The 18,775-nt window shown below is 36.0% G+C and carries 26 protein-coding genes; 13 read left to right on the plus strand and 13 right to left on the minus strand.

Going from position 1 to position 18,775, the window contains the following annotated elements; genetic code table 11:
- The first annotated feature begins 469 nt into the window (after nt 1-469).
- Nucleotides 470-1,153, plus strand: coding sequence for a nitroreductase (locus tag D1092_RS02515; RefSeq protein ID WP_120122046.1), 684 nt, complete (start codon nt 470-472; stop codon nt 1,151-1,153).
- Between the two features lie 187 nt (nt 1,154-1,340).
- Here D1092_RS02515 and D1092_RS02520 read toward each other — a convergent pair whose 3' ends face one another.
- From D1092_RS02520 to D1092_RS02565, 10 genes are all read right to left on the minus strand, one after another.
- On the minus strand, nt 1,341-2,384 hold the full coding sequence (locus tag D1092_RS02520) for a tyrosine-type recombinase/integrase (RefSeq protein WP_120122047.1): 1,044 nt from the start codon (nt 2,382-2,384) through the stop codon (nt 1,341-1,343).
- Nucleotides 2,385-2,393: 9 nt separating this feature from the next.
- A complete protein-coding gene (locus tag D1092_RS02525; RefSeq protein WP_120122048.1) occupies nt 2,394-2,600 on the minus strand; it encodes a hypothetical protein in 207 nt (68 codons plus the stop codon).
- 118 nt (nt 2,601-2,718) lie between these two features.
- Nucleotides 2,719-3,342 carry a lambda exonuclease family protein gene (locus D1092_RS02530; protein WP_120122049.1) on the minus strand — a complete coding sequence of 208 codons (624 nt, stop codon included), beginning with the start codon at nt 3,340-3,342 and terminating at the stop codon, nt 2,719-2,721.
- 1 nt (nt 3,343) lies between these two features.
- On the minus strand, nt 3,344-4,168 hold the full coding sequence (gene bet / locus D1092_RS02535) for a phage recombination protein Bet (RefSeq protein WP_120122050.1): 825 nt from the start codon (nt 4,166-4,168) through the stop codon (nt 3,344-3,346).
- A 76-nt stretch (nt 4,169-4,244) separates the two neighbouring features.
- Nucleotides 4,245-4,616 (minus strand): hypothetical protein, encoded by a 372-nt coding sequence (locus tag D1092_RS02540; RefSeq protein WP_120122051.1) that lies wholly within the window; start codon nt 4,614-4,616, stop codon nt 4,245-4,247.
- A 10-nt stretch (nt 4,617-4,626) separates the two neighbouring features.
- Nucleotides 4,627-5,085 carry a hypothetical protein gene (locus D1092_RS02545; RefSeq protein ID WP_120122052.1) on the minus strand — a complete coding sequence of 153 codons (459 nt, stop codon included), beginning with the start codon at nt 5,083-5,085 and terminating at the stop codon, nt 4,627-4,629.
- A gap of 10 nt (nt 5,086-5,095) precedes the next feature.
- Nucleotides 5,096-5,824, minus strand: coding sequence for a hypothetical protein (locus D1092_RS02550; RefSeq protein ID WP_120122053.1), 729 nt, complete (start codon nt 5,822-5,824; stop codon nt 5,096-5,098).
- Nucleotides 5,825-5,834: 10 nt separating this feature from the next.
- Nucleotides 5,835-6,527: a hypothetical protein gene (locus D1092_RS02555; protein WP_210247577.1), complete on the minus strand. Its 693-nt coding sequence runs from the start codon at nt 6,525-6,527 to the stop codon at nt 5,835-5,837.
- Between the two features lie 91 nt (nt 6,528-6,618).
- Nucleotides 6,619-7,029: a hypothetical protein gene (locus tag D1092_RS02560; RefSeq protein ID WP_120122762.1), complete on the minus strand. Its 411-nt coding sequence runs from the start codon at nt 7,027-7,029 to the stop codon at nt 6,619-6,621.
- Between the two features lie 274 nt (nt 7,030-7,303).
- Complete coding sequence (locus D1092_RS02565; RefSeq protein WP_120122054.1) at nt 7,304-7,630, minus strand: helix-turn-helix domain-containing protein; 327 nt, start codon at nt 7,628-7,630, stop codon at nt 7,304-7,306.
- Nucleotides 7,631-7,743: 113 nt separating this feature from the next.
- Between D1092_RS02565 and D1092_RS02570 the strand changes: the two genes are divergently transcribed.
- The 4 genes from D1092_RS02570 to D1092_RS02585 are packed head-to-tail and all read left to right on the plus strand — an operon-like array spanning nt 7,744 to nt 9,421.
- A complete protein-coding gene (locus D1092_RS02570) occupies nt 7,744-8,067 on the plus strand; it encodes a hypothetical protein (RefSeq protein WP_174767355.1) in 324 nt (107 codons plus the stop codon).
- 10 nt (nt 8,068-8,077) lie between these two features.
- Entirely contained in the window at nt 8,078-8,395 is a 318-nt protein-coding gene (locus D1092_RS02575; protein ID WP_120122055.1) for a dATP/dGTP diphosphohydrolase domain-containing protein, read from the plus strand.
- Between the two features lie 11 nt (nt 8,396-8,406).
- Nucleotides 8,407-9,042: a hypothetical protein gene (locus D1092_RS02580; protein ID WP_120122056.1), complete on the plus strand. Its 636-nt coding sequence runs from the start codon at nt 8,407-8,409 to the stop codon at nt 9,040-9,042.
- A 10-nt stretch (nt 9,043-9,052) separates the two neighbouring features.
- On the plus strand, nt 9,053-9,421 hold the full coding sequence (locus D1092_RS02585; RefSeq protein WP_241436922.1) for a hypothetical protein: 369 nt from the start codon (nt 9,053-9,055) through the stop codon (nt 9,419-9,421).
- Here the strand turns inward: D1092_RS02585 and D1092_RS02590 are convergent.
- Nucleotides 9,394-10,065: a hypothetical protein gene (locus D1092_RS02590; protein WP_120122765.1), complete on the minus strand. Its 672-nt coding sequence runs from the start codon at nt 10,063-10,065 to the stop codon at nt 9,394-9,396. The genes D1092_RS02585 and D1092_RS02590 overlap by 28 nt on opposite strands.
- A gap of 45 nt (nt 10,066-10,110) precedes the next feature.
- On the opposite strand from D1092_RS02590, the gene D1092_RS02595 reads away from it, so the two are divergent.
- From D1092_RS02595 to D1092_RS09455, 8 genes are all read left to right on the plus strand, one after another.
- Nucleotides 10,111-10,581: a crossover junction endodeoxyribonuclease RuvC gene (locus tag D1092_RS02595; protein WP_120122057.1), complete on the plus strand. Its 471-nt coding sequence runs from the start codon at nt 10,111-10,113 to the stop codon at nt 10,579-10,581.
- On the plus strand, nt 10,574-11,722 hold the full coding sequence (locus D1092_RS02600; protein ID WP_120122058.1) for a YdaU family protein: 1,149 nt from the start codon (nt 10,574-10,576) through the stop codon (nt 11,720-11,722). Before D1092_RS02595 ends, D1092_RS02600 begins: the two co-directional genes overlap by 8 nt.
- Nucleotides 11,685-12,131 (plus strand): hypothetical protein, encoded by a 447-nt coding sequence (locus tag D1092_RS02605; protein ID WP_174767356.1) that lies wholly within the window; start codon nt 11,685-11,687, stop codon nt 12,129-12,131. Before D1092_RS02600 ends, D1092_RS02605 begins: the two co-directional genes overlap by 38 nt.
- 200 nt (nt 12,132-12,331) lie before the next feature.
- A complete protein-coding gene (locus tag D1092_RS02610) occupies nt 12,332-12,769 on the plus strand; it encodes a hypothetical protein (RefSeq protein ID WP_120122060.1) in 438 nt (145 codons plus the stop codon).
- 299 nt (nt 12,770-13,068) lie between these two features.
- Nucleotides 13,069-13,371 (plus strand): hypothetical protein, encoded by a 303-nt coding sequence (locus D1092_RS02615; protein WP_120122061.1) that lies wholly within the window; start codon nt 13,069-13,071, stop codon nt 13,369-13,371.
- 50 nt (nt 13,372-13,421) lie between these two features.
- A complete protein-coding gene (locus D1092_RS02620; RefSeq protein ID WP_120122062.1) occupies nt 13,422-14,171 on the plus strand; it encodes a phage antirepressor KilAC domain-containing protein in 750 nt (249 codons plus the stop codon).
- 878 nt (nt 14,172-15,049) lie between these two features.
- On the plus strand, nt 15,050-15,487 hold the full coding sequence (ssb, locus tag D1092_RS02625) for a single-stranded DNA-binding protein (RefSeq protein ID WP_120122063.1): 438 nt from the start codon (nt 15,050-15,052) through the stop codon (nt 15,485-15,487).
- Nucleotides 15,488-15,503: 16 nt separating this feature from the next.
- On the plus strand, nt 15,504-15,653 hold the full coding sequence (locus D1092_RS09455; RefSeq protein ID WP_167309286.1) for a hypothetical protein: 150 nt from the start codon (nt 15,504-15,506) through the stop codon (nt 15,651-15,653).
- Nucleotides 15,654-17,173: 1,520 nt separating this feature from the next.
- Here the strand turns inward: D1092_RS09455 and D1092_RS02630 are convergent.
- Nucleotides 17,174-17,953 (minus strand): hypothetical protein, encoded by a 780-nt coding sequence (locus tag D1092_RS02630; protein WP_120122064.1) that lies wholly within the window; start codon nt 17,951-17,953, stop codon nt 17,174-17,176.
- Between the two features lie 95 nt (nt 17,954-18,048).
- Entirely contained in the window at nt 18,049-18,738 is a 690-nt protein-coding gene (locus tag D1092_RS02635; RefSeq protein ID WP_120122065.1) for a hypothetical protein, read from the minus strand.
- Between the last annotated feature and the right edge of the window lie 37 nt (nt 18,739-18,775).

The raw sequence follows: 18,775 nt of genomic DNA on the forward strand, positions 1-18,775 counted from the left end.
AACGGACCGTATAAATTAAAACAAATACTACGTAAAAGAGTTAAATTTTCATTGTTTGAAATATCTGAGATGTTGGCTATGGTTGGAGAAATCCCTCTGATGATGAGAAAAAGCTTAAGAAGTTAATTGCAGAAATTCATAAAAAGGGCGAGCGGATTTAAAAGACGTTGCATGATATTGATGATCTTCTATAAGGTTTAGAACGAATTGAGGAGATCTCTTTTGAGAGGCTTAACAGAGTTGGGATTAATCGTTGATTATGAAATTTATTTCATCTATTTTTAGACAATTTTCTTTCTATTAAAAGAGATAAGTTGTGCTACCCTAATAGGTGGATGGTCTTTAACATTGCGTGAAATGTGTAAGTCATTTGAAGAAATAGAGCGTGCGCATACAGCAGAAAATATGTTTTTGTAGTATACTGTCCTTGATAAGCAAAAGATATTTTTTATTAAAGAAAGTAAAGATAATGGCAATTTCTCCCATGAGTATTTTTCAATCTATTTTATCGCGAAAGTCAATTCGCGCTTTTACTGACCAGCCTGTTAGTTTGGAAACAATCAAGGAAATCTTAAAACTTGCAGCACGTGCACCATCTGGAACAAATATTCAGCCATGGCAAGTGATTGTGCTTACGGGAAGTATATTACAGAAAGTAGGGAAAGAGCTTTCACAGCTTGTGCTTTCAGGTGTAAAAGGAGAGCGTGAATATCATTATTATCCACGTCAATGGCGTGAACCTTATCTTTCAAGGCGTCGAAAAGTTGGTTTGGATCTTTATCAGAGTCTTGGAATTCAAAAAGGCGATGAAGAAAAAATGCTTCATCAAAAGGCGCGGAATTATTTATTTTTCGATGCGCCTGTAGGGATTTTGTTTACAATGGATCACGACATGGAAATAGGGAGTTGGCTTGACTTGGGTATGTTTATGCAGACTATTATGCTAGCAGCACGTGGGTTTGGATTAGACACTTGCCCTCAAGCAGCTTTTGCTGATTATCATAAACAGATTCGTACACTTTTATCGATCCCTTCTGATCGTCATATTATCTGTGGTATGGCACTTGGTTATCGTGATATGAATGCTCCCGAAAATAATTTTGAGACAGAACGAGAACCGTTAGAAAAGTTTGTACGTTTCATTGAAGCGTAGCCATAAAATATTTTGTGTAATTAATTATACGTTTTGAATGATTTGCTGCATTATAAGAAATATTTCCGGTAAGAATCTCACATTCTTATTAAATTCTAGTCTTGCTTAATAAAAAACATAAAAATCAATGAATTATTATATAAATAAGGGAATTGATGAATACTGATTCTATTACGTTTTTTTGCCTCTATCCCTCATCTTTTTGAAGCTTTTTTATGGCTTCAAGAGCGAGTTTTTTACGGTCTGCGCTCTTTGTGTAAAGAGATGCCATATTATCATTTGTACAGCCAAACAGTGCTTTCAATTGTGGTACTGTTGCACCAGAGTTAGCAGCGCGTGTTGCTGCTAATTTTCTCAAACCATGGGCTGATTTGTTGATACCGGCTTGGTTGCATGCTCTGTAAAACATGAGACTAAAGCTATCTTTGGGGATTTTTTTTCCGCGTTTACCACAAATAAATGTTTCATCACCAATAGGACCAATTTTAAGTGTCTCTGCTAATTCTGGTAAAATAGGCAGAAAAACATCTGTTTGGAATTTACTTTTCTCTGTTTTGAGATAAATAATATTATTTTTTACATCTTTCCAGCCAATGCGAACGGCATCACCACGACGCAACCCCGTATATAAGAGGACATCAATCCAGACACGTTCATGGGTACCATGTGACCAGCGTTGATAATATTTCTCAACATCTTCTTCTGTCCAAGCAGGAAAGCCTTCTTTGTTTTTGAGAGGAGGCTTTTTGACGCCTAAAGCTGGATTGTTTTCTAAAAGATCTTGTTCAACCGCCCAATTAAAAAGCCCATTAAGTGTTTTCAAAAATTCTCTAGCCATTGCTGGCGTTTCTTTACGTCGTTCAACACCAGCTATAATATGTTTCTTTTCAATTGCTTGGTATGGAACATTTCCTATGCTATCGCATACCTTCATAAGGATGAGTTCTTTTTGTTTTTTTGTGATTTTAGCAAGACTATGCCAATTAGAGCTGTTTAGATACTGTTTAAGCAACCATGCGAATGAACCTTCATCAAGTTTACCGGTTTTGGATTTAGGAAGTATAAGCCCTTGCAATTCGGCAAGAGCGTTTTTGTAATTGTCAACAAACTCTTGCGTTCCATAGGTTCCGCGTATTCTAATACGTTTTCCATGACCAATACGTACATACCATACAATTTTACCATGTTGTGTAATTTGCTTAACAAGATGAGGGGGGCGTGGTTTTGGCATGGTGACACCCTATAAGATGATATCATAATCATCAGGTGACAAATTCCATGATTTATCATGATGATTAGCTGAATTTGGTAATGGGATATTGTCTTTAAGATAGATAAGCAGTTCGCCGGTGGGCTTGATTTCTATGAGTTCGCACCCTTGCTTTTTAGCTTCTCTTAAAGCACGTGCAATGGCTGGTTGTGTTATGGTAGCTGGACGAGGCGCCATATATTCCTCCTTACATTTAAGATGCAATTTACCCGTGTCGTGAATCACGTATTGATTGAAATTTGTTATGAAAGGGTGGGGGTGCTAGGAGGCATAAGAAAAGCACCCCCATAATCTATCAGGCGGCTTTTGTTGAGATTCTTTGTATCTCTTGTTCTATTTCTACTAAAAAGCTTTCAACCGCTTGATTGATTTGTTCAATTTGTTTGTCATCACGGTGGATACGTTTGATTTTCATACGTAAATGAGATGCATCCCTCGTAAAACGTGGGTCATAACTGATAAAATCACACCATTTGCGTCCCGTACAAGCCATTTGGAATTGCATTTGTGCAAGATATTCCGGTTTGATCTCATTATCCATAAAGAAGCGCAAATGGTTGCTTGATTGAGGGCATTTGATTTCAATTAAACCATCATTTCCAACAAAGCCATCAGGGCTAGCGCCCGCCATTTGAATTGTAGGGTGTTGAATAAAGCCACATTGAGTGATTTGTGTATCATAAATGAAAGCATATTCTTTGAGTGCCTCTTCTTCATGTTCAATGCCCCATTGCATAACGGGTGTTATATAAGATTGACTTATCTCTCCAGTTAAACGCTCTGTCATGAGTTTAATTTTGTAATCTTCATATTTGCTTGTAGGCGTTCCCTTTGCTGTTTTACTAAGAATGTTATAAATATTTGAAGCGGTGACTTTACCTAAACGGGCTTGAAACCATTCTGCAGTTCTTTGTTGCATTTCACACCGCCCTTTGTTGTTCATGAGACGTTGGAGCATATTCGATATCTTGGATATGAATATATTCGGCATCTTGTATAGAGGCGTTTATTTGCTCTTGTTGTGGGAGAGATTGTAGAGCTCTTTCTCTTTGAATATTTTTCTTTTTTTCCAACAGCCCTAAAACTTCTTGTGCTTTTTCACAAGACAGATCTGTTAGATTTTCTACCTTTGCGTAAGCGAGAAGATCATCTTCATTCGTTTCCGTTTCTTTAATTAATCCTTTGATTTGTTTAAGCATGGCATAAGAAACAAGTTGCACTTGTGTGGTGTCATTAATACGTTTAGCTTCGTCTTCTTCATAAATGCCAGAAAACCCGAAAGCATAGCGAGCACATTGTATGGTAGCTTTATGACGTAACATACGAGCAGGATATTTTTTCCAAGGGTCACTTTTCTCTTGTAAGCATTCACTTAAATATTCGGTGACCTCGATAGGATCTTTAACGCCTTTGAGACGTATAGCACATTTGATAGCAATGAGATTGCCATCTTTATCGAGTTGATCTTGAAATGTCATGCCGTCAAATTGAGGATTAGATTTAATGATCTTAATCCACCCGTCGATAGAGACCACAGGTATAATGCCGCCGCCTCTCTTCGGGAATGCGTATATTTCTTTTGTTAGCGGATTAAGACCATAAGTGTTAGCAACAGAGATAAAAGCAGCGAATTCTTCATCAGAGAATTGCTGATTGATACAAGTTTTGATAATAGTTTTTCGAAACTCGTCATGAGAGAACCCATATTTATTTGCTATGGTTGTTAAAAAAGTGGGATTGGTCATTATTGTTTCCTTATTTTACGCGCAACTCACCCGTGGCGTGAATCACGCATGTGTTAAAAATTGTTTGGTTTGGTTGTTAAAAATTGAATTTCAGAGGCGGTATGATGTCATCAGTTTCTAATATTGATATAAATCTACGTCCATCATTAGACTTAAGTGCAATAAAGATTTTTTCTTTGGCATTAGAACATCGTCCTATATCAAATTCAATGCATCTAAATACTTTGCTTGCGTATGATGCATATGTACATCTAGGTGTGTGATTTGATATCATTTTCTTAAAATTATCTTCACCTAAAAGGTCCTTCATGACGTCTTTAGGAATTATGGTATCTACATAGGGGTCATCTTTATATCCAGAGATAGTAATACAAAGTTCTCCAAGGTTTTGAGCACTTTTCACAACTGTCTGTACACACCAAGTAGGTTTAATTTCATAGCTATACATGATTATCGCCCTACCTTAAAATCTTGGCATCACCAAAAACTTCGGCTTTTCCAGAAACATTGGCAAACTCATAAACCTTGGCATCGCCAAAAACCTTGGCAAAACCATAAACCTCGGCATCACCATAAACCTTGGCATTTCCAGAAACACGGGCATGACCATAAACCTTGGCATTTCCAGAAACATTGGCATTTTCACAAACTTGTGCATCACCACAAACTTGTGCATTTCCATAAACGCGCGCATCACCAGAAACCTTGGCATTTCCAGAAACATATCCACTGTCAAAGGGACTATCCGCACCAGCTACCCAGCAATTGCCATCATGACTTAAGTTGTCTTCTTTTTCTATAAAGCCACCAAGATCACCAGCTTTGACATTTCCAAAGTTTCTCAGTGCACGAATGCGGTGGAGAGTGTGATCATTAACTTCGATTGTCTCATCAGTGAGTTCGTATTTTTTTTCCATGATTATCGCCCTACCTTAAAATCTTGGCATCACCACAAACTTGTGCATTGCCAAAAACCTTGGCATCACCACAAACTTGTGCATTTCCATAAACCTTGGCATTGCCAAAAACCTTGGCAAAACCACAAACTTGTGCATTTTCATAAACCTTGGCATTTCCAGAAACATTGGCATTTTCAAAAACTTGTGCATCACCAAAAACTTGTGCATTGCCAAAAACCCATGCATCACCAGAAACATTGGCATTTCCAGAAACATTGGCATCGCCATAAACCTTGGTATCACCAGAAACCCAAGCATTGCCATAAACATCGGCATCGCCATAAACCTTGGCTTTGCCACAAACCCATGCATCACCATAAACCGCGGCAAATTCATTAACCTCGGCATTGCCAGAAACCCATGCATCACCATAAACCTTGGCATTTCCATTAACCATGGCTTTTCCAGAAACCTTGGCATTTTCAAAAACTCGCGCTTTATAAAAAATCTTGGCATCACCAGAAACCTTGGCTTTCCCAAAAACCTTGGCATTTTCAGAAACGACAGCATTCATAGCAACCATAGCATCATCATAAACCCAACAATTCCCCAGATGAGATAGGTTACCTTCATATTCAATAAAGCCACCAAGATCACCAACTTGAACGTTTCCAAAGTCTCTTAAGGCGCGGATACGGTGGAGAGTGTGATCACCAACTTCGGTTGTCTCATCAGTGAGTTCGTATTTTTTTTCCATGATTATTGCCCTATCTTAAAACAGTGTCATTACCGGATACTTTTGTATTTCCAGTTACTTTGGCATTGTCACAAACAATAGCACCACCAAAAACACGGGCATTACCAGAGATCTCTGCGCGTCCGCTAACCTTAGCTTTTTCAGAAACATGTCCGCCTTGGTGGATGACCGCAAAGCCATAAATTTTAGCTTTTCCAAAAACACGTGCATCATCTGAAATACAGGCGGATTCAAAAATGCAAGCATCGTCAAAAATTTCTGCATTTTTTGAAATTATTGCATTATCACCAATCTGTGCATCATGGTATATTTTGGCATTACCAGAAACATAAGCTTTATCGCAGATTTTTGCGTTCCCATAAATTTTTGCAAGAACGCGAATATGGGCGTTACCAGAAACGCGGGCATTTTGAAAAACGCGTGCACCCTCACTAATTTTAGCATCATTGGAAATTTTTGCATTATCATACGCTAATGCACTATCGTTGATTAGTGTATTGTCACAGACTTCAGCATTGTCAAAAACTTTGGCACTATTTCCAACCCAACATTCACCTTTATGGGATAGGTTGTCTTCTTTTTCTATATAACCGCCTATATCACCATTCTTAATATCTCCAAAGTCTCTTAATGCTTTAATTCGGTGTAGTGTTCTTCCATTAATTTTGATTGTCTCATCAGTGAGTTCGTATTTTTTTTCCATGATTTATTTCCTTTAAGTTAGACTCCCCCTTTGCCGCTCTTGAAAAGAACGGCATTGGTTTGTGTGATAATTTTTGAGAAAATGAGTGCTATTAGAAGCGCACCGTATAGCTTGGGTAGTTTGGAATGACATCCCAAAGAGTTAAACGGTGCTGTTGTTCATAAGTACCGTACATTTCATCTTCATATCGCTGCTGTTCGATTTCTTCTAAAAAAAAATCGTATGCGGAGCTATGCTTAACAAAGTCGTGAGGGATATTTCCTTCAAAACATTGTTCTTCACATTCTTTAAGATATAACTCTGCGATATCTTCAGAGATATTTTCGCAGCGGTTAGTGGTTGGTTCTACACGAAAGATTTGAAGAGCATTATCGGCTTGATCTATAAATTTGATAATTTCCTTTTCATCAAAGAAAGTACCGTATTTAGCGAGATTTTGCTCTTCATCTTCACAGACGACTAAGAGAATTTCATCAGAATTTATAAACACTGGTTTATTCACAAATGCCTCCATATCAAAATATTTAAATACATTTTGAAAAAAACGCCTTGACATAGGTTTTTTTTTTCGGGGTATGGTGTAAATGTATTTTCGATTTTAGAATAAGTCAATATAAATTTTCTAAAATAGAAAAAAATTTTTTAGTGATAGACAGATAGTCTACACAAAAAAGTGATTTAATTTTCATTTAAATGTGGAGAAAATTCTATAATGAAGCAATCTAAAGAAGCTTTTAAAATGTTTTCGTCATTAACAAATGAGCAAAAACGGGTGGTTATTTTTCATCTGCTTCTTGTAAAGAACGTAAAAAAGAAATGACAGCTTTTCTATGTTCTGGCTTTGCTGAAGAGTATAGTTTTAAAAAATAATCATCACAGTTATCAGGTATAAAGTGAGGGGGGAGAGCTTTAAAAAATGAAGTTAACCTAACGAGTTCATCAGCAGATATACTTCTCTTTTCTTTATTATCATCAACAGAAAGCATTTTAGATACAACAGATGTATGAAGTCCCATATGTTTGGCTAATTCAGTTCGAGACCCATGACCCATTATTTTAAGTTTTTCATTTGCCCAAATTTTTATTTCTTTTTGAATATCCATACTTATCAATATTCCTTTTGTTTTAAAAAATATCAATATTTCTAATTTAGAAAAAACATTGACAATTTTTCTATAATCGAATAAATCCACATTTTATAAATAGAGAAATTAAGATGAGTATCAAAAATTCAGCAGTTACGATTATAAAGTATTTAGGCGGCGCAAAACGTGTGTCGTTGATTTCTCAATGCCATGTGTCTGCTGTTTATAAATGGACGTACCCTTTTGAAAAGCGAGAGGGTAAAGGCGGAATTATACCGGCTAAATACCAAATTATGCTTCTAAATTATGCGCGTGAACATGGGATAGATTTACGTCCAGAAGATTTTTTTTATCCAGAGCGCTTGCAGTCATTAATGCAAGAGCAGCGCCCCCCAATTACGAAAATTTGCAAAAGCCCCTGCGTTGATAGCGCGGGCGACAGTTTGCAGCCTTAAGGAGATGATGATGTCTGTCAATGAAGCGCATAAGAATGATGACGGCAAGCCTCGTGTAGAGCTTATACCGCCTTTAGCACTGATGGAAATCGGTCGTGTTTTAGAGTTTGGAGCAAAGAAATACGGAGTAAACAACTGGCGTAATGGCATGAATTGGAGCCGGTTTCACGGAGCAGCTTTGCGTCATTTATTAGCATGGTTTGATGGAGAACAAAAGGATGCTGAGAGTGATTTATCACACTTGGCACATGCAGCTTGTTGCCTGCTTTTCTTAATGGAATGCGAAGCAAAACAGATTGGTTGTGATGACCGCCCTCATAAAAATTAATGGAGATCAGAATGGAATTAAGTGAAGTGGTATTTATAGTTATATGTGTCACGCTTGGCTGTTTGCTTTTTAGTGGGATGTCGTTGTTTTGTGCTTTGAATTGTAGCGAAAAGGTTAAGTTGCTTAAAATGCAGGTTAAATATCTTACAGAAGAAATAAGAGAGAAGGAAAAAGAGATTAAGTTTTTAAAGGAAACCAAGCAGAGCATTGATGAGTGTGATGCGGATATCAAAAAATATGAAGAGAAAATAGAGAAGCTTAAAGAAGAGCTTAAACAGCGTGATGAAAAAATTAAGAATCTTAAACAAGCGCATAAAGAAGCGATTCAAAAGAAAGACATAGCTCTACACAGGCGATTTAAAGAAGTTGAAGCCCGTGATGCAGAAATAGAGAAGCTTAAAGAAGAGCTTAAACTAAATTCCGAGGATGAAAAAGAAGTTCAATCTCGTGATGAGGAAATTGAAGAACTGAAGCTGAAGCTGGATGCGTATGATGAAACGTTCGGTAAGAACATCAAATCTATGTATGAACTAATAGCAGAAATTGCACACCGTGATGCAGAAATAGAGAAGCTTAAAGACGAGCTTAAGCAGTGTGATGCATCTGTACAAAAGCCTTCTCATAAGAATAAGAAGAAAAGTAAGTGAGGAGAGAGAGATGGCAGATATGAAAGTTAAAAAGAAGTATGAACTTACAGATGACGTAGTTGATATTGGTCCTTGCAAGGTATACCGCATACGCGCCTTAAAAGATTTTGGTGATGTTAAAAAAGGTGATCTAGGCGGTTGGGTAGAGAGTGAAGATAATCTCAGTCACGAAGGCAATTGTTGGATCAGTGGTTTAGGGGTGGTTTTTGGTAGTGTAACAATAAACGATGATGATCAAGTTGAAAACTTTAAGTGTATTTCTCATAAGATTTACAAATTATCTATGTTAACACCACAGGAATACATGCAATCACTACCTTGGCACCGTAGAATATGGGAGCGACTCCGTTATTATTGGGAGTTCAGGATATGGTTGTAGTTATTAGAGCTACCTAAAGTTTTTTTCATTATCCTATATTCAAAATCTCTGTCCTGTATATCTGTCCAACGGAAAAAACCAAGACAAAAAGTAGTCTCAAGAGTTTTTTCTGGATTATTACATGAGGTATGTTCAACTACAATGGTTATAGGTTTTGTTAAATGTGGTTCTTGTGGGTGTATGGTAAGCCAAAGAGCCAATTTACTTTTGGCTTTTATACTAAAAAGATCAAAAAATCCCAGATGGTTAGGATGTAATTGGGGTTTTATTAAATCAATATACTTTTCGCTTTTTAAGGCGATGTTCGTTGCATTTTTACGTTTTTCAGAATCTGAGATACCTTCAGTAGGATCTGGGTAGAGTGCTTGAGTAAATATAAATGGGTGTTTTTTAGGTATTTTGATGTGATTTATTTTAATTATTTGGTTTGTAGGATTGTAAATGGTTAATTCCAATTCAGATTCAAGGTCACTAGGATTCTTTGGAGACAGACTTCCAACAACTTCACGTACACTACAGCTTTGCAATTTTTGTCCTAAACATTTTTCTTTTTGTTCTTTGCGGTATCTATACCAAACAAAGCCTGCAGAGATCGTACTAATGATAAAAGAAATATATTCATATATTGTTGGCGTATCTTTCATATTTTTCTCTATCCAAATAAAACACATTATGTACGGAGCGGCGTGGTGATTAACACGATTCTTTGTTTTGATCTAGGTACGAAGACAGGATGGGCGATACGCGGTGCAGATGGTGGTATCACTAATGGCACCGTTGATTTTAAATCACGCCGTTTTGAAGGCGGTGGGATGCGTTATTTACGCTTTAAACAATGGCTTAATGAAATAAAGCAGGCAGCAGGTCAAATTGACGCGGTGTATTTTGAAGAGGTGAGGCGTCATGTTGGTACAGACGCAGCGCATGTTTACGGTGGCTTGTTAGCAACGTTAACGGCGTGGTGTGAACATCATCAGATACCGTATGAGGGGATACCGGTTTGTACAATTAAGAAAGCGACAACGGGCAAGGGGAATGCGTCGAAAGAAGAGATGATAGAGGCAATGCGTGCAAAAGGACACGCGCCTTGTGATGATAATGAAGCGGATGCTTTGGCAATTTTACATTTAATTAAAGAAAGGGAATTGGGGTATGTCTAATGGGATGCCGTGGATACGATTTCATTTGTATGACTGGATAAGTGGTACAGATGGAATGACATTAGAGCAAAGAGGTGCTTATATGACACTTCTTGTTCGTATGTATGATAAAAAAGCACCAATTAAAGAAGATTTTGAAACGCTTTCACGTGCTTGCAATTGTTCGCAAAAAAAGTTCGCAACTATTGTCGAATATTTAATGAGGAACGATAAACTTATTGAGATAGATGGTGGGTTGTGGAACACGCGCGTTGAAGAAGAACTAAAAGATTTTGCTGATAAAAAGGATCACATATCGCAAATTCGTAGTGAAGCTGGCAAAAAAGGTGCACAAGCAAAAAACAATACAAAACAATGCGTTAATGATTTTGCTGAAGCAAACGACAAGCAAAACGTTTTTTTTGCTGAAGCAAACGACAAGCAAAATGATTTTTTTGCTGAAGCAAAAAGTAAGCAAAACGTTTTTTTTGCTGAAGCAAACGACAAGCAAAATCAAGCTATAAAGAACCAGAATAAGAATAATATATATAAAAAAAATAAAACTATCGTTTTATCAAAAAAAGAAATCGATTTTGAAGATTTAGAAACAACCGATTTGGATGACGAGCCAACAGAGGTTGCTGCTGTTGAAAGCCAACCAGAACAAATCGAAACGATAGCAATCAAACAACCTCTCATTCACGAGCAAGAAAGTGTTCCTAAGAAAGCCAAGCGGGTTAAAACTGATAGAGGTTGTCGATTGCCTGCGGATTTCGAACCCGATTACGATTTTGCACTTGCAGAGGGCTTGCCTCCAGAGCGTATCAAAGTCGAAATTGCGAAATTTCAAGATTATTGGAATGCCAAGACGGGTAAGGACGCTAGCAAGCGTGATTGGCAAGCGACATGGCGTAATTGGGTAAGAAATTCAAAAACTTATCAAATCAATCAACAAGGTGGAAACTATGGAAAAACAAGCACTAAACACACAGAACAGCAGCGTGGCTGGAGTTATCGAGTTGCACAGCATATGTCCAATATCAAAAATTCAGACAGTGTTTACAAATTTTTATTCGAGGATGACAACACAACCCCCATTCCTTTGGAAAACAGGACAAAAGCCATTGAGTGCAGAAGTGGAGAGAGTTACCTCGTTGGTTGATGATGCGTTGCAAAAGCTTGAAAGAAAAGCAACTGAAGAGGAAATCCAAACAACGTTTCTTGTCCTTTCGAATGGTCTCAAAAGCCCCATGGGTTCAGATGAGAAAGCAACAGCGCTTGCGTATTTTTACGCTCTTGAAGGCATAAGCAGCTGGATATTGCAAATGGCAACAAAGAACGCTTTGAAAGGCAAAGCAGAGGGGTTAAATACAACATTTATGCCATCAACAGCAGATTTTTATCGCTATTGCGAAAATCTTGAAAGTGATATTCGCTGGAGTGCAAATTATATTTTGAAGGCTCTTGAGAAGCCAGAAATAAAGGAAAGAGAACAAAAGCCGCTTGCAACATCAGAACGCGTTGAAAAGCTTCAAAAAGAACTTGAAGAAGTTTTAAAGGGCATTGAATGAAAAACAGTAAAATAGTGAAAGGTGCTGATGATTTTGAGATTAGATATGCGTTTAAATCGATAAAAAGGCACCGTACAGAGCGATTTAAAAGTTTTTTAATAGAAACCACATTGAAACTAAAAACGCTGCTGTACGGTCCAATTTGAGGCAAATAAACCCATTGGTAAAGTTATGGATTTAGATAAGGGATATTAAATCAGATGTTCTTAAGAAACCGTAAATCAAGACAGCAAAAAAAATTTATTGCAACGGCGGTTGGATATGTACCATGGGGATTAGGGGTTTCAGAGCATTTTTACAATCTTTACGAATATGCAGATGGCACGAGGGAATATGAGGAATTCGATGGTGGACAATATCAAGATTATGAGATGCCAACGAATATTGATTACAGTACCAAAGCGCAGGTAAAAGCGTGGATATACGGTGGTAATTTACCAAAAAGCGTATTGAGTTATGAACCATTGATAGATGAGATAAATGTGCAAATCAAAAAACGTACAAAAGATGATCAATTGATTTGTGAAATTACGAATGATTTTGAGAGAGGCTATCCATTATCCAGTGAAGAGATAGACAGAGAGCTAGAAAAAGCGCTTGATATTCAATTAGGTAAGAACCAAAATGAAAAAAAGTGAAAAAAATAAAAAATACGTATTGACTTTAAAGAAAAGGTCGTTTAGAAAGATCGACAAGTGCTTAAAAACCACGAATCCAATAGCGGATAGGCCACGAAAAGGTTTCTCCCATTCTTAAAAAAAACTGACTTTCTTTTATGCTGTCGTTGGCATATAACGATTTATGTCGGGTGTAGCTATACCATACAATACCCTTCGCGAGGGAAAAGTATAGCGGCGGACTATTGGCCGTGTTTTTAGCGCCCGGCGCCCTTATGGGCTGTCAATTAAAAACTTCTAACCAATAGAAAGAATTTCAAATGAAAAAAAACGAAATAAAAATAACCACCGATTTCTTATGTGATTTGTGGATGGCAGTGTTTAAAGAAGCTAACACTGACTATACTGAGGGTGAATATCATATTTCTTTAGTAGAACTTATGGCAGATCTTGAAAAAGTTTTGGTTTTAAAATTACAAAACGAAATGCCTAATTTTACAAAAATCTTAGCAATCATTACAGAATTTGGTCAATCTGAACCAATTCATTCAATAGCTCCATTATTGAAAGCTTATACTCCTATTTTGAATGAAAAATCTCATCAGCCATTAAAAGCAGCATAAATAACGGCGTGGGGGGCGCCTACTTTTTAACTTTTGTAGGGAAAAGAAAAATGTCACAATATTTAATAAATGTAAATCAAAAAAATCCAATAGATGTAAATCAAATCAACATAGATGACAGCATTCAAACTATGTCTAGTCGTGAAATTGCAGAATTGTGTGGTAAACGGCATGATAATGTTATGCGTGATATCAAGAATATTTTGCTTGAATTGTATGATGAAAAAGATATCCTCAAGTTTGAGGGCATCTTTTTTGATAGCATGAATCGCCAGAAAACTGAATATCTTCTCCCTAAACGTGAATGCTTAATCCTCGTATCTGGTTACAGCATCGCTTTGCGTGCAAAAATAATTGACCGTTGGCAGGAATTAGAAAAGCAAGTAACACCACCACAAATCGATTATTCAAGTCCACAAGCTATGATTGGTTTTTTAAATTACTTGCAAGGTCAAATAGATCAAAAAGATACTATCATTGCAGAGTTAAAACCAAAAGCAATAGCTCTTGATGGTTTAACGCGCTCGGATGGCTTGTTCGGTATTATAGATGCAGCAAAAATCTTGGAAGTAAGACCTAAGGATTTATCAGATTACTTACGAAGATATGGTTGGGTTTACAAAAGAGTACCAAGTGGTCCATTATTACCATATCAAGATAAAATACAAAAAGGTCTTATGGATTGCACGACTATCACTATTCAAAAAAATGATGGTACAGAAAAGACAGTACCGTCAACAAAGATAACAACAAAAGGATTGGCTTTCTTAAGAGAGCAACTTTATGGGAATATGCAATAATTAAAAAAACGGGGTGGGGGGCTGGTTTACAGCAAAAAAGGAAGCTGCGTTTACAAGAACACGGCTTCTTTTATTAAAAACCATTATTGACAAGGACAATTCATTATGAAAACGATTAATGAATTACATAGTTTGTGTATAAACGCAAGTTTATTTTTATTCAAATTGCATCTTTAAACAAATGGTGCTATATTTTAAAACATAGAAAGCGTAAAAAACTTTCTTTTACAACGTTATTACAGCGTTGTATTTTAGCCGTTCCTTAGGTTAAAATAATATACTTTTTAAAAATCGCTACAAAAAAAAGCCGTGTCCTTTAAAAGATACGGTTTTTTGCATATTAAGGCTTGTTATTTTATACATAATGTTCTATATCTTATATGAGATTTAAGAAATTGGAGAAGACCTTGTTATGTTTTTTACATAACAGGGTTTTCTTTTTATGCTAGTTATAGATTTGTATATAATAAAGCCGCGCCATTATCTTAGACGCGGCTTTCGTTTTGCAATGCATGAGTGTTATCGTTATTCATAAGTATTATGAACATCTCTTTTATTGCACAAATAGTATTAAAAATACAAGCCTTAATACATATAAAAACCGCATCAAAATGAATTGATACGGTCTTTATACTCAAAATAATTAACAATCCAAATAAGCGATTAAAATAATCACAATATAAAAGAATATCCCATTATTATACAAATCGTATCAAAAAACAAGCAAATAAGTAAAATAAAAATAGGATTCATTATTTAGATTCAGTGTGTTATAATAAATTTCGTTTGTAAGAATACAACATAGTGTGTTATATTATTATCAGTTGTAAATTTGTTTTGTTGCTAGCTCTATGTTCCTATAAAAGGATATAAACCGCATGTTAAATAAAGTGATTTTAATTGGTTATTTAGGTGCAAATCCAGAAAGCAAAACAATGCCTTCTGGTGGCGAGGTGGTCAATTTTCGAATGGCAACGTCTGAGAGCTATACAGACAAGGCAACCAATAAGAAAATAGACAAAACAGAATGGCATTCTATTGTTGTCTTTAATCCACATTTGGCAAAAGTGGCTCTTCAGTATCTTAAGAAGGGGAGCAAAGTCTATATAGAGGGGCGCTTACAAACCCGTAAATGGCAAGATAAAAACGGCGTAGAACGGTATGTGACAGAGGTCATATTGCCTCAATACAAAGGCGAATTACAGCTTTTAGACAGCAAAAATAATAATGATCAAGAGCCGTCTGCTTATGACAGAAGCATTTACAGACCTCTTGATATGCCTACAGACGCCTTAAATGATGATGTTCCTTTTTAAACAGAAGGCGGTGTAAGTGAAAGCAAAGAAAAAGAGGGGACGCCCTAAGATCACAGGGCAGGTAAGAGAAGCCAATGGACGTATATCACGTGCAAATCCGTATCATATCAAAAAACACAATAAAGTCAATATGTTGTGTGCAATTATTTTATATGAATCCACTTAAGAATCCACACTTTTATACGTGATTCATTTGACCATTTTTGATATAAGATTGGCACGTATGAATAGAGCATAAAAAGCAAATCATGATGCCAATATTATAACGCATGTAAACGTTCAAATGAAATGAAAAGCAGTTATCACTCATAACAGTTCATAAATTTTATGATACGTTTTTATCACTTAAAAATCGCATTGTTTTAAAATTTAGTCGTTTGAAATGATCGATAACATATCTTTAAAGATCACAGCTTGTTTTAACAATTGGATTAGTAATCGCATTATCAAGTATGAGATTATGGTTCTCAAAATTGAGAAGTGTAAAATCTAAAAATGCTATAGCAATATTTTATTACCTATAAGAGGGTAATCGTTTGAAACTGTCATAAGCTTATAGGTTTTAATTTATTAAAGGTGCATAAAGGATTTCAATATCGTTTTTAAAGCGCTTATTAAAAAGTTAGTAAACGATAGGCAGGCATTATACAAACATATCATCACAACAGCGTATGAAATTAAAAACGTTATATCTTATGATAATCAAAAGCCTTTGAATGATATAACGCAAGCAAGCTGTCAATAAACGTTTTAAAAGTTATAGTTTTAAAGCACTTACTCACAAAATTAATGGCAGCTCTTTTAAGGAAAAGATAAGCAAGAAAAATTCATAACCATTGTAAATCTAAACGCATAGGGTTTTACTAAATTTTGGAGTCAAAAGAGATATTGTTTAAAGAATGCTCTATTCTAAAGATAACGAACTCAAAATTGAGCCGGCTAATTTTAAAAGAAATTAGGTTTGAGTGCAAAATGAAAAGATGCTTATGATAACCTCTTTAAGTGAACGTTTAAACGTTTGAAACATAAAATGAGATCTTTATAAGAAACGTCTAAAACCTTTTTTATAACAGTTATAACTTAGTTATCATTTGTTCTTAAGAACGTTTCATTTACGAAAAAACAAAGATCTAGATTTCACAGCAGAGAAAGTCTTAAAAAACTTACATCGTATAAAAGCTGCTTTTAAAAACCAACGCTTGTAACTGTAAAAAACGGATTTGTTACAGATATTTCCTTCATACGCATTGCGCTTCGATTATTGATATTACTTACCAAGCATTTTGATTATAGAATGTAAGTTATTTCAATTCACTCAGCTCTATTTTGAGTTTAGTATTTTAAAACGTTTTAAAGAGGCGTTTTATTGATAGGTTATGATAGCCATAACAAGCGTTTATAGACTTTCTCATTCAAATGAATGCTATCAAGATTATAGCTATCATTTACGGTTCTTTTGATAAGTTTTCATAAAAACAATAGAACGCTTGCAATATGATACGTTTTGTATATATGCATTCATTACTCCATTGTAGGTGATTATTAAATCATTAGAATCAAAATTTGAAAGCTGCGTCATATCAATTGGCACGGCTTTCTTTTTAAACTATCTCTTTTATGATGCGTTTTAAGGAATGCATCTTATAATGCGTTTATAGCCATTAAAGGCGCCCCCCACGCCGTTCTTTATTCTGTTTCATCAACAATTTTGACAAGGTTATCGCTTTCATAAACCTCATAATTTATAGGAACTTCCCTTACTTTGCTTTTCTTGGTTAATTTCGCATTGCCATAAGCACGACCCCAGACCTTGGTATAGAATAAAACCTTGGCATTGCCAAAAACAGAGCCATAAATTTCAGCACAACCACCCACCAAAGCACCACCATAGACCTTGCCATGTATTTTTGCACGACCATTAATAAAGGCATAATTATAAACCTCAGCATAGCTATGAATACGAGCCGAGCCAGCAACAATGGCACGACCATAGACCCTTGCATAACTAAAAACCGTAGCATCATAAGAAACATGCGCATGACCATAAATATGAGCATCAGCAAAAACGCAAGCACCCCCACTTACATGAGCATTGCCATAAATATTCCCATAAACATGAGCATTGCCATAAACAAAAGCATGGTCATAAATTTTTGCATATTGAGAGATAAAAGCCTTTCCATAGATTTCACAATTCCCATAGACTTGACCACAGACTTGAGAATAATGCCGTATTTTTGCATTTTCATAAACACGGGCATGACCATAGACACAAGCATCATCATAAACCCAGCAATTGCCATCATGAGAGAGGTTGACTTCCTTTTCAATAAAGCCGCCCAAAGAACCAGCTTTGACATCATCAAAATCTTTTAAAGCCCGAATGCGATAAAGATTTATAATATTACGAGTAAGCGCATGTTTTATTTGTTTGATTTCGCTAGTTAATTCATATTTTTTGCACATAAGGATACCCACACAATTTAATGTGTTAAACATTTGATAAAATTTGGAATGGAAAATTTGTAAGAAGGGCGCCCCCGCAACGCCCGAGCATTCAATTATGCTGCTTTATTTTCAATAATCTTTACAACGTGATCGTTTTCATAAATTTCACAATCTTCGGGAATCCCATATGCATAGTAAATGTTTTGTTCAACATATGAATAACCATCTCTTTTTAATCTTGCATTGCCATGTACCAAACCTCTAATGGTGTGATAACCAGTCACTTTTGCATTCCCATAAACAGAGCCGTAGACCTTAACATACCCACCCACGCTAGCATTGTCATAAACCTTGCCATAAATTTTTGAAGAGCCACTTACAACAGCATTGTCATAAACCTCAGCCTTGCTATGAATACGTGCACACCCCGATAATTTTGCATTCCCATAAACCCTTGCTCTATTATAAACCCAAGCATTATGAGAAAGATGAGCATTGTCATAAACATGAGCTTCAAAATACACGCGGGTTTTATCACATACATGAGCATTGCCATAAACAAAACCACCAATGGCAGCATTGCCATAGACCCTTGCATTTTCATAAACACGACCAGATTTTACAACACAAGCATTATCATATACCCAGCAATTGCTATCATGAGAGAGATTGCTTTCATTTTCGATAAAACCACCAAGGTCCCCAGCCTTTACATCAGCAAAGTCTCTTAATGCTTTAATGCGATAAAGGGTTTGATTATTTAATACACGTGTCTCATTTGTGAGTGCAAATTTCTTTTGCATAGCACAATTCCTTTATAAGAAGATTTAATTTTTAAAA

Source organism: Bartonella krasnovii, assembly GCF_003606345.3.
Taxonomy (GTDB): domain Bacteria; phylum Pseudomonadota; class Alphaproteobacteria; order Rhizobiales; family Rhizobiaceae; genus Bartonella; species Bartonella krasnovii.

Excerpts from the sequence above, each read along its gene's own strand:
- D1092_RS02580 (WP_120122056.1), top strand. The coding sequence starts at position 8,407 with ATGGAATTAAGTGAAGTGGTATTTATAGTTATATGTGTCACGCTTGGC.
- D1092_RS02630 (WP_120122064.1), bottom strand. The coding sequence starts at position 17,953 with ATGTGCAAAAAATATGAATTAACTAGCGAAATCAAACAAATAAAACAT.
- D1092_RS02585 (WP_241436922.1), top strand. The coding sequence starts at position 9,053 with ATGGCAGATATGAAAGTTAAAAAGAAGTATGAACTTACAGATGACGTA.
- D1092_RS02525 (WP_120122048.1), bottom strand. The coding sequence starts at position 2,600 with ATGGCGCCTCGTCCAGCTACCATAACACAACCAGCCATTGCACGTGCT.
- D1092_RS02570 (WP_174767355.1), top strand. The coding sequence starts at position 7,744 with ATGAGTATCAAAAATTCAGCAGTTACGATTATAAAGTATTTAGGCGGC.
- D1092_RS02530 (WP_120122049.1), bottom strand. The coding sequence starts at position 3,342 with ATGCAACAAAGAACTGCAGAATGGTTTCAAGCCCGTTTAGGTAAAGTC.
- D1092_RS02545 (WP_120122052.1), bottom strand. The coding sequence starts at position 5,085 with ATGGAAAAAAAATACGAACTCACTGATGAGACAATCGAAGTTAATGAT.
- D1092_RS02520 (WP_120122047.1), bottom strand. The coding sequence starts at position 2,384 with ATGCCAAAACCACGCCCCCCTCATCTTGTTAAGCAAATTACACAACAT.
- D1092_RS02620 (WP_120122062.1), top strand. The coding sequence starts at position 13,422 with ATGTCACAATATTTAATAAATGTAAATCAAAAAAATCCAATAGATGTA.
- D1092_RS02600 (WP_120122058.1), top strand. The coding sequence starts at position 10,574 with ATGTCTAATGGGATGCCGTGGATACGATTTCATTTGTATGACTGGATA.
- D1092_RS02565 (WP_120122054.1), bottom strand. The coding sequence starts at position 7,630 with ATGGATATTCAAAAAGAAATAAAAATTTGGGCAAATGAAAAACTTAAA.
- D1092_RS02615 (WP_120122061.1), top strand. The coding sequence starts at position 13,069 with ATGAAAAAAAACGAAATAAAAATAACCACCGATTTCTTATGTGATTTG.
- ssb (WP_120122063.1), top strand. The coding sequence starts at position 15,050 with ATGTTAAATAAAGTGATTTTAATTGGTTATTTAGGTGCAAATCCAGAA.
- D1092_RS02550 (WP_120122053.1), bottom strand. The coding sequence starts at position 5,824 with ATGGAAAAAAAATACGAACTCACTGATGAGACAACCGAAGTTGGTGAT.
- D1092_RS02590 (WP_120122765.1), bottom strand. The coding sequence starts at position 10,065 with ATGAAAGATACGCCAACAATATATGAATATATTTCTTTTATCATTAGT.
- D1092_RS02540 (WP_120122051.1), bottom strand. The coding sequence starts at position 4,616 with ATGTATAGCTATGAAATTAAACCTACTTGGTGTGTACAGACAGTTGTG.
- D1092_RS02575 (WP_120122055.1), top strand. The coding sequence starts at position 8,078 with ATGTCTGTCAATGAAGCGCATAAGAATGATGACGGCAAGCCTCGTGTA.
- bet (WP_120122050.1), bottom strand. The coding sequence starts at position 4,168 with ATGACCAATCCCACTTTTTTAACAACCATAGCAAATAAATATGGGTTC.
- D1092_RS02555 (WP_210247577.1), bottom strand. The coding sequence starts at position 6,527 with ATGGAAAAAAAATACGAACTCACTGATGAGACAATCAAAATTAATGGA.
- D1092_RS02635 (WP_120122065.1), bottom strand. The coding sequence starts at position 18,738 with ATGCAAAAGAAATTTGCACTCACAAATGAGACACGTGTATTAAATAAT.
- D1092_RS02515 (WP_120122046.1), top strand. The coding sequence starts at position 470 with ATGGCAATTTCTCCCATGAGTATTTTTCAATCTATTTTATCGCGAAAG.
- D1092_RS02610 (WP_120122060.1), top strand. The coding sequence starts at position 12,332 with ATGTTCTTAAGAAACCGTAAATCAAGACAGCAAAAAAAATTTATTGCA.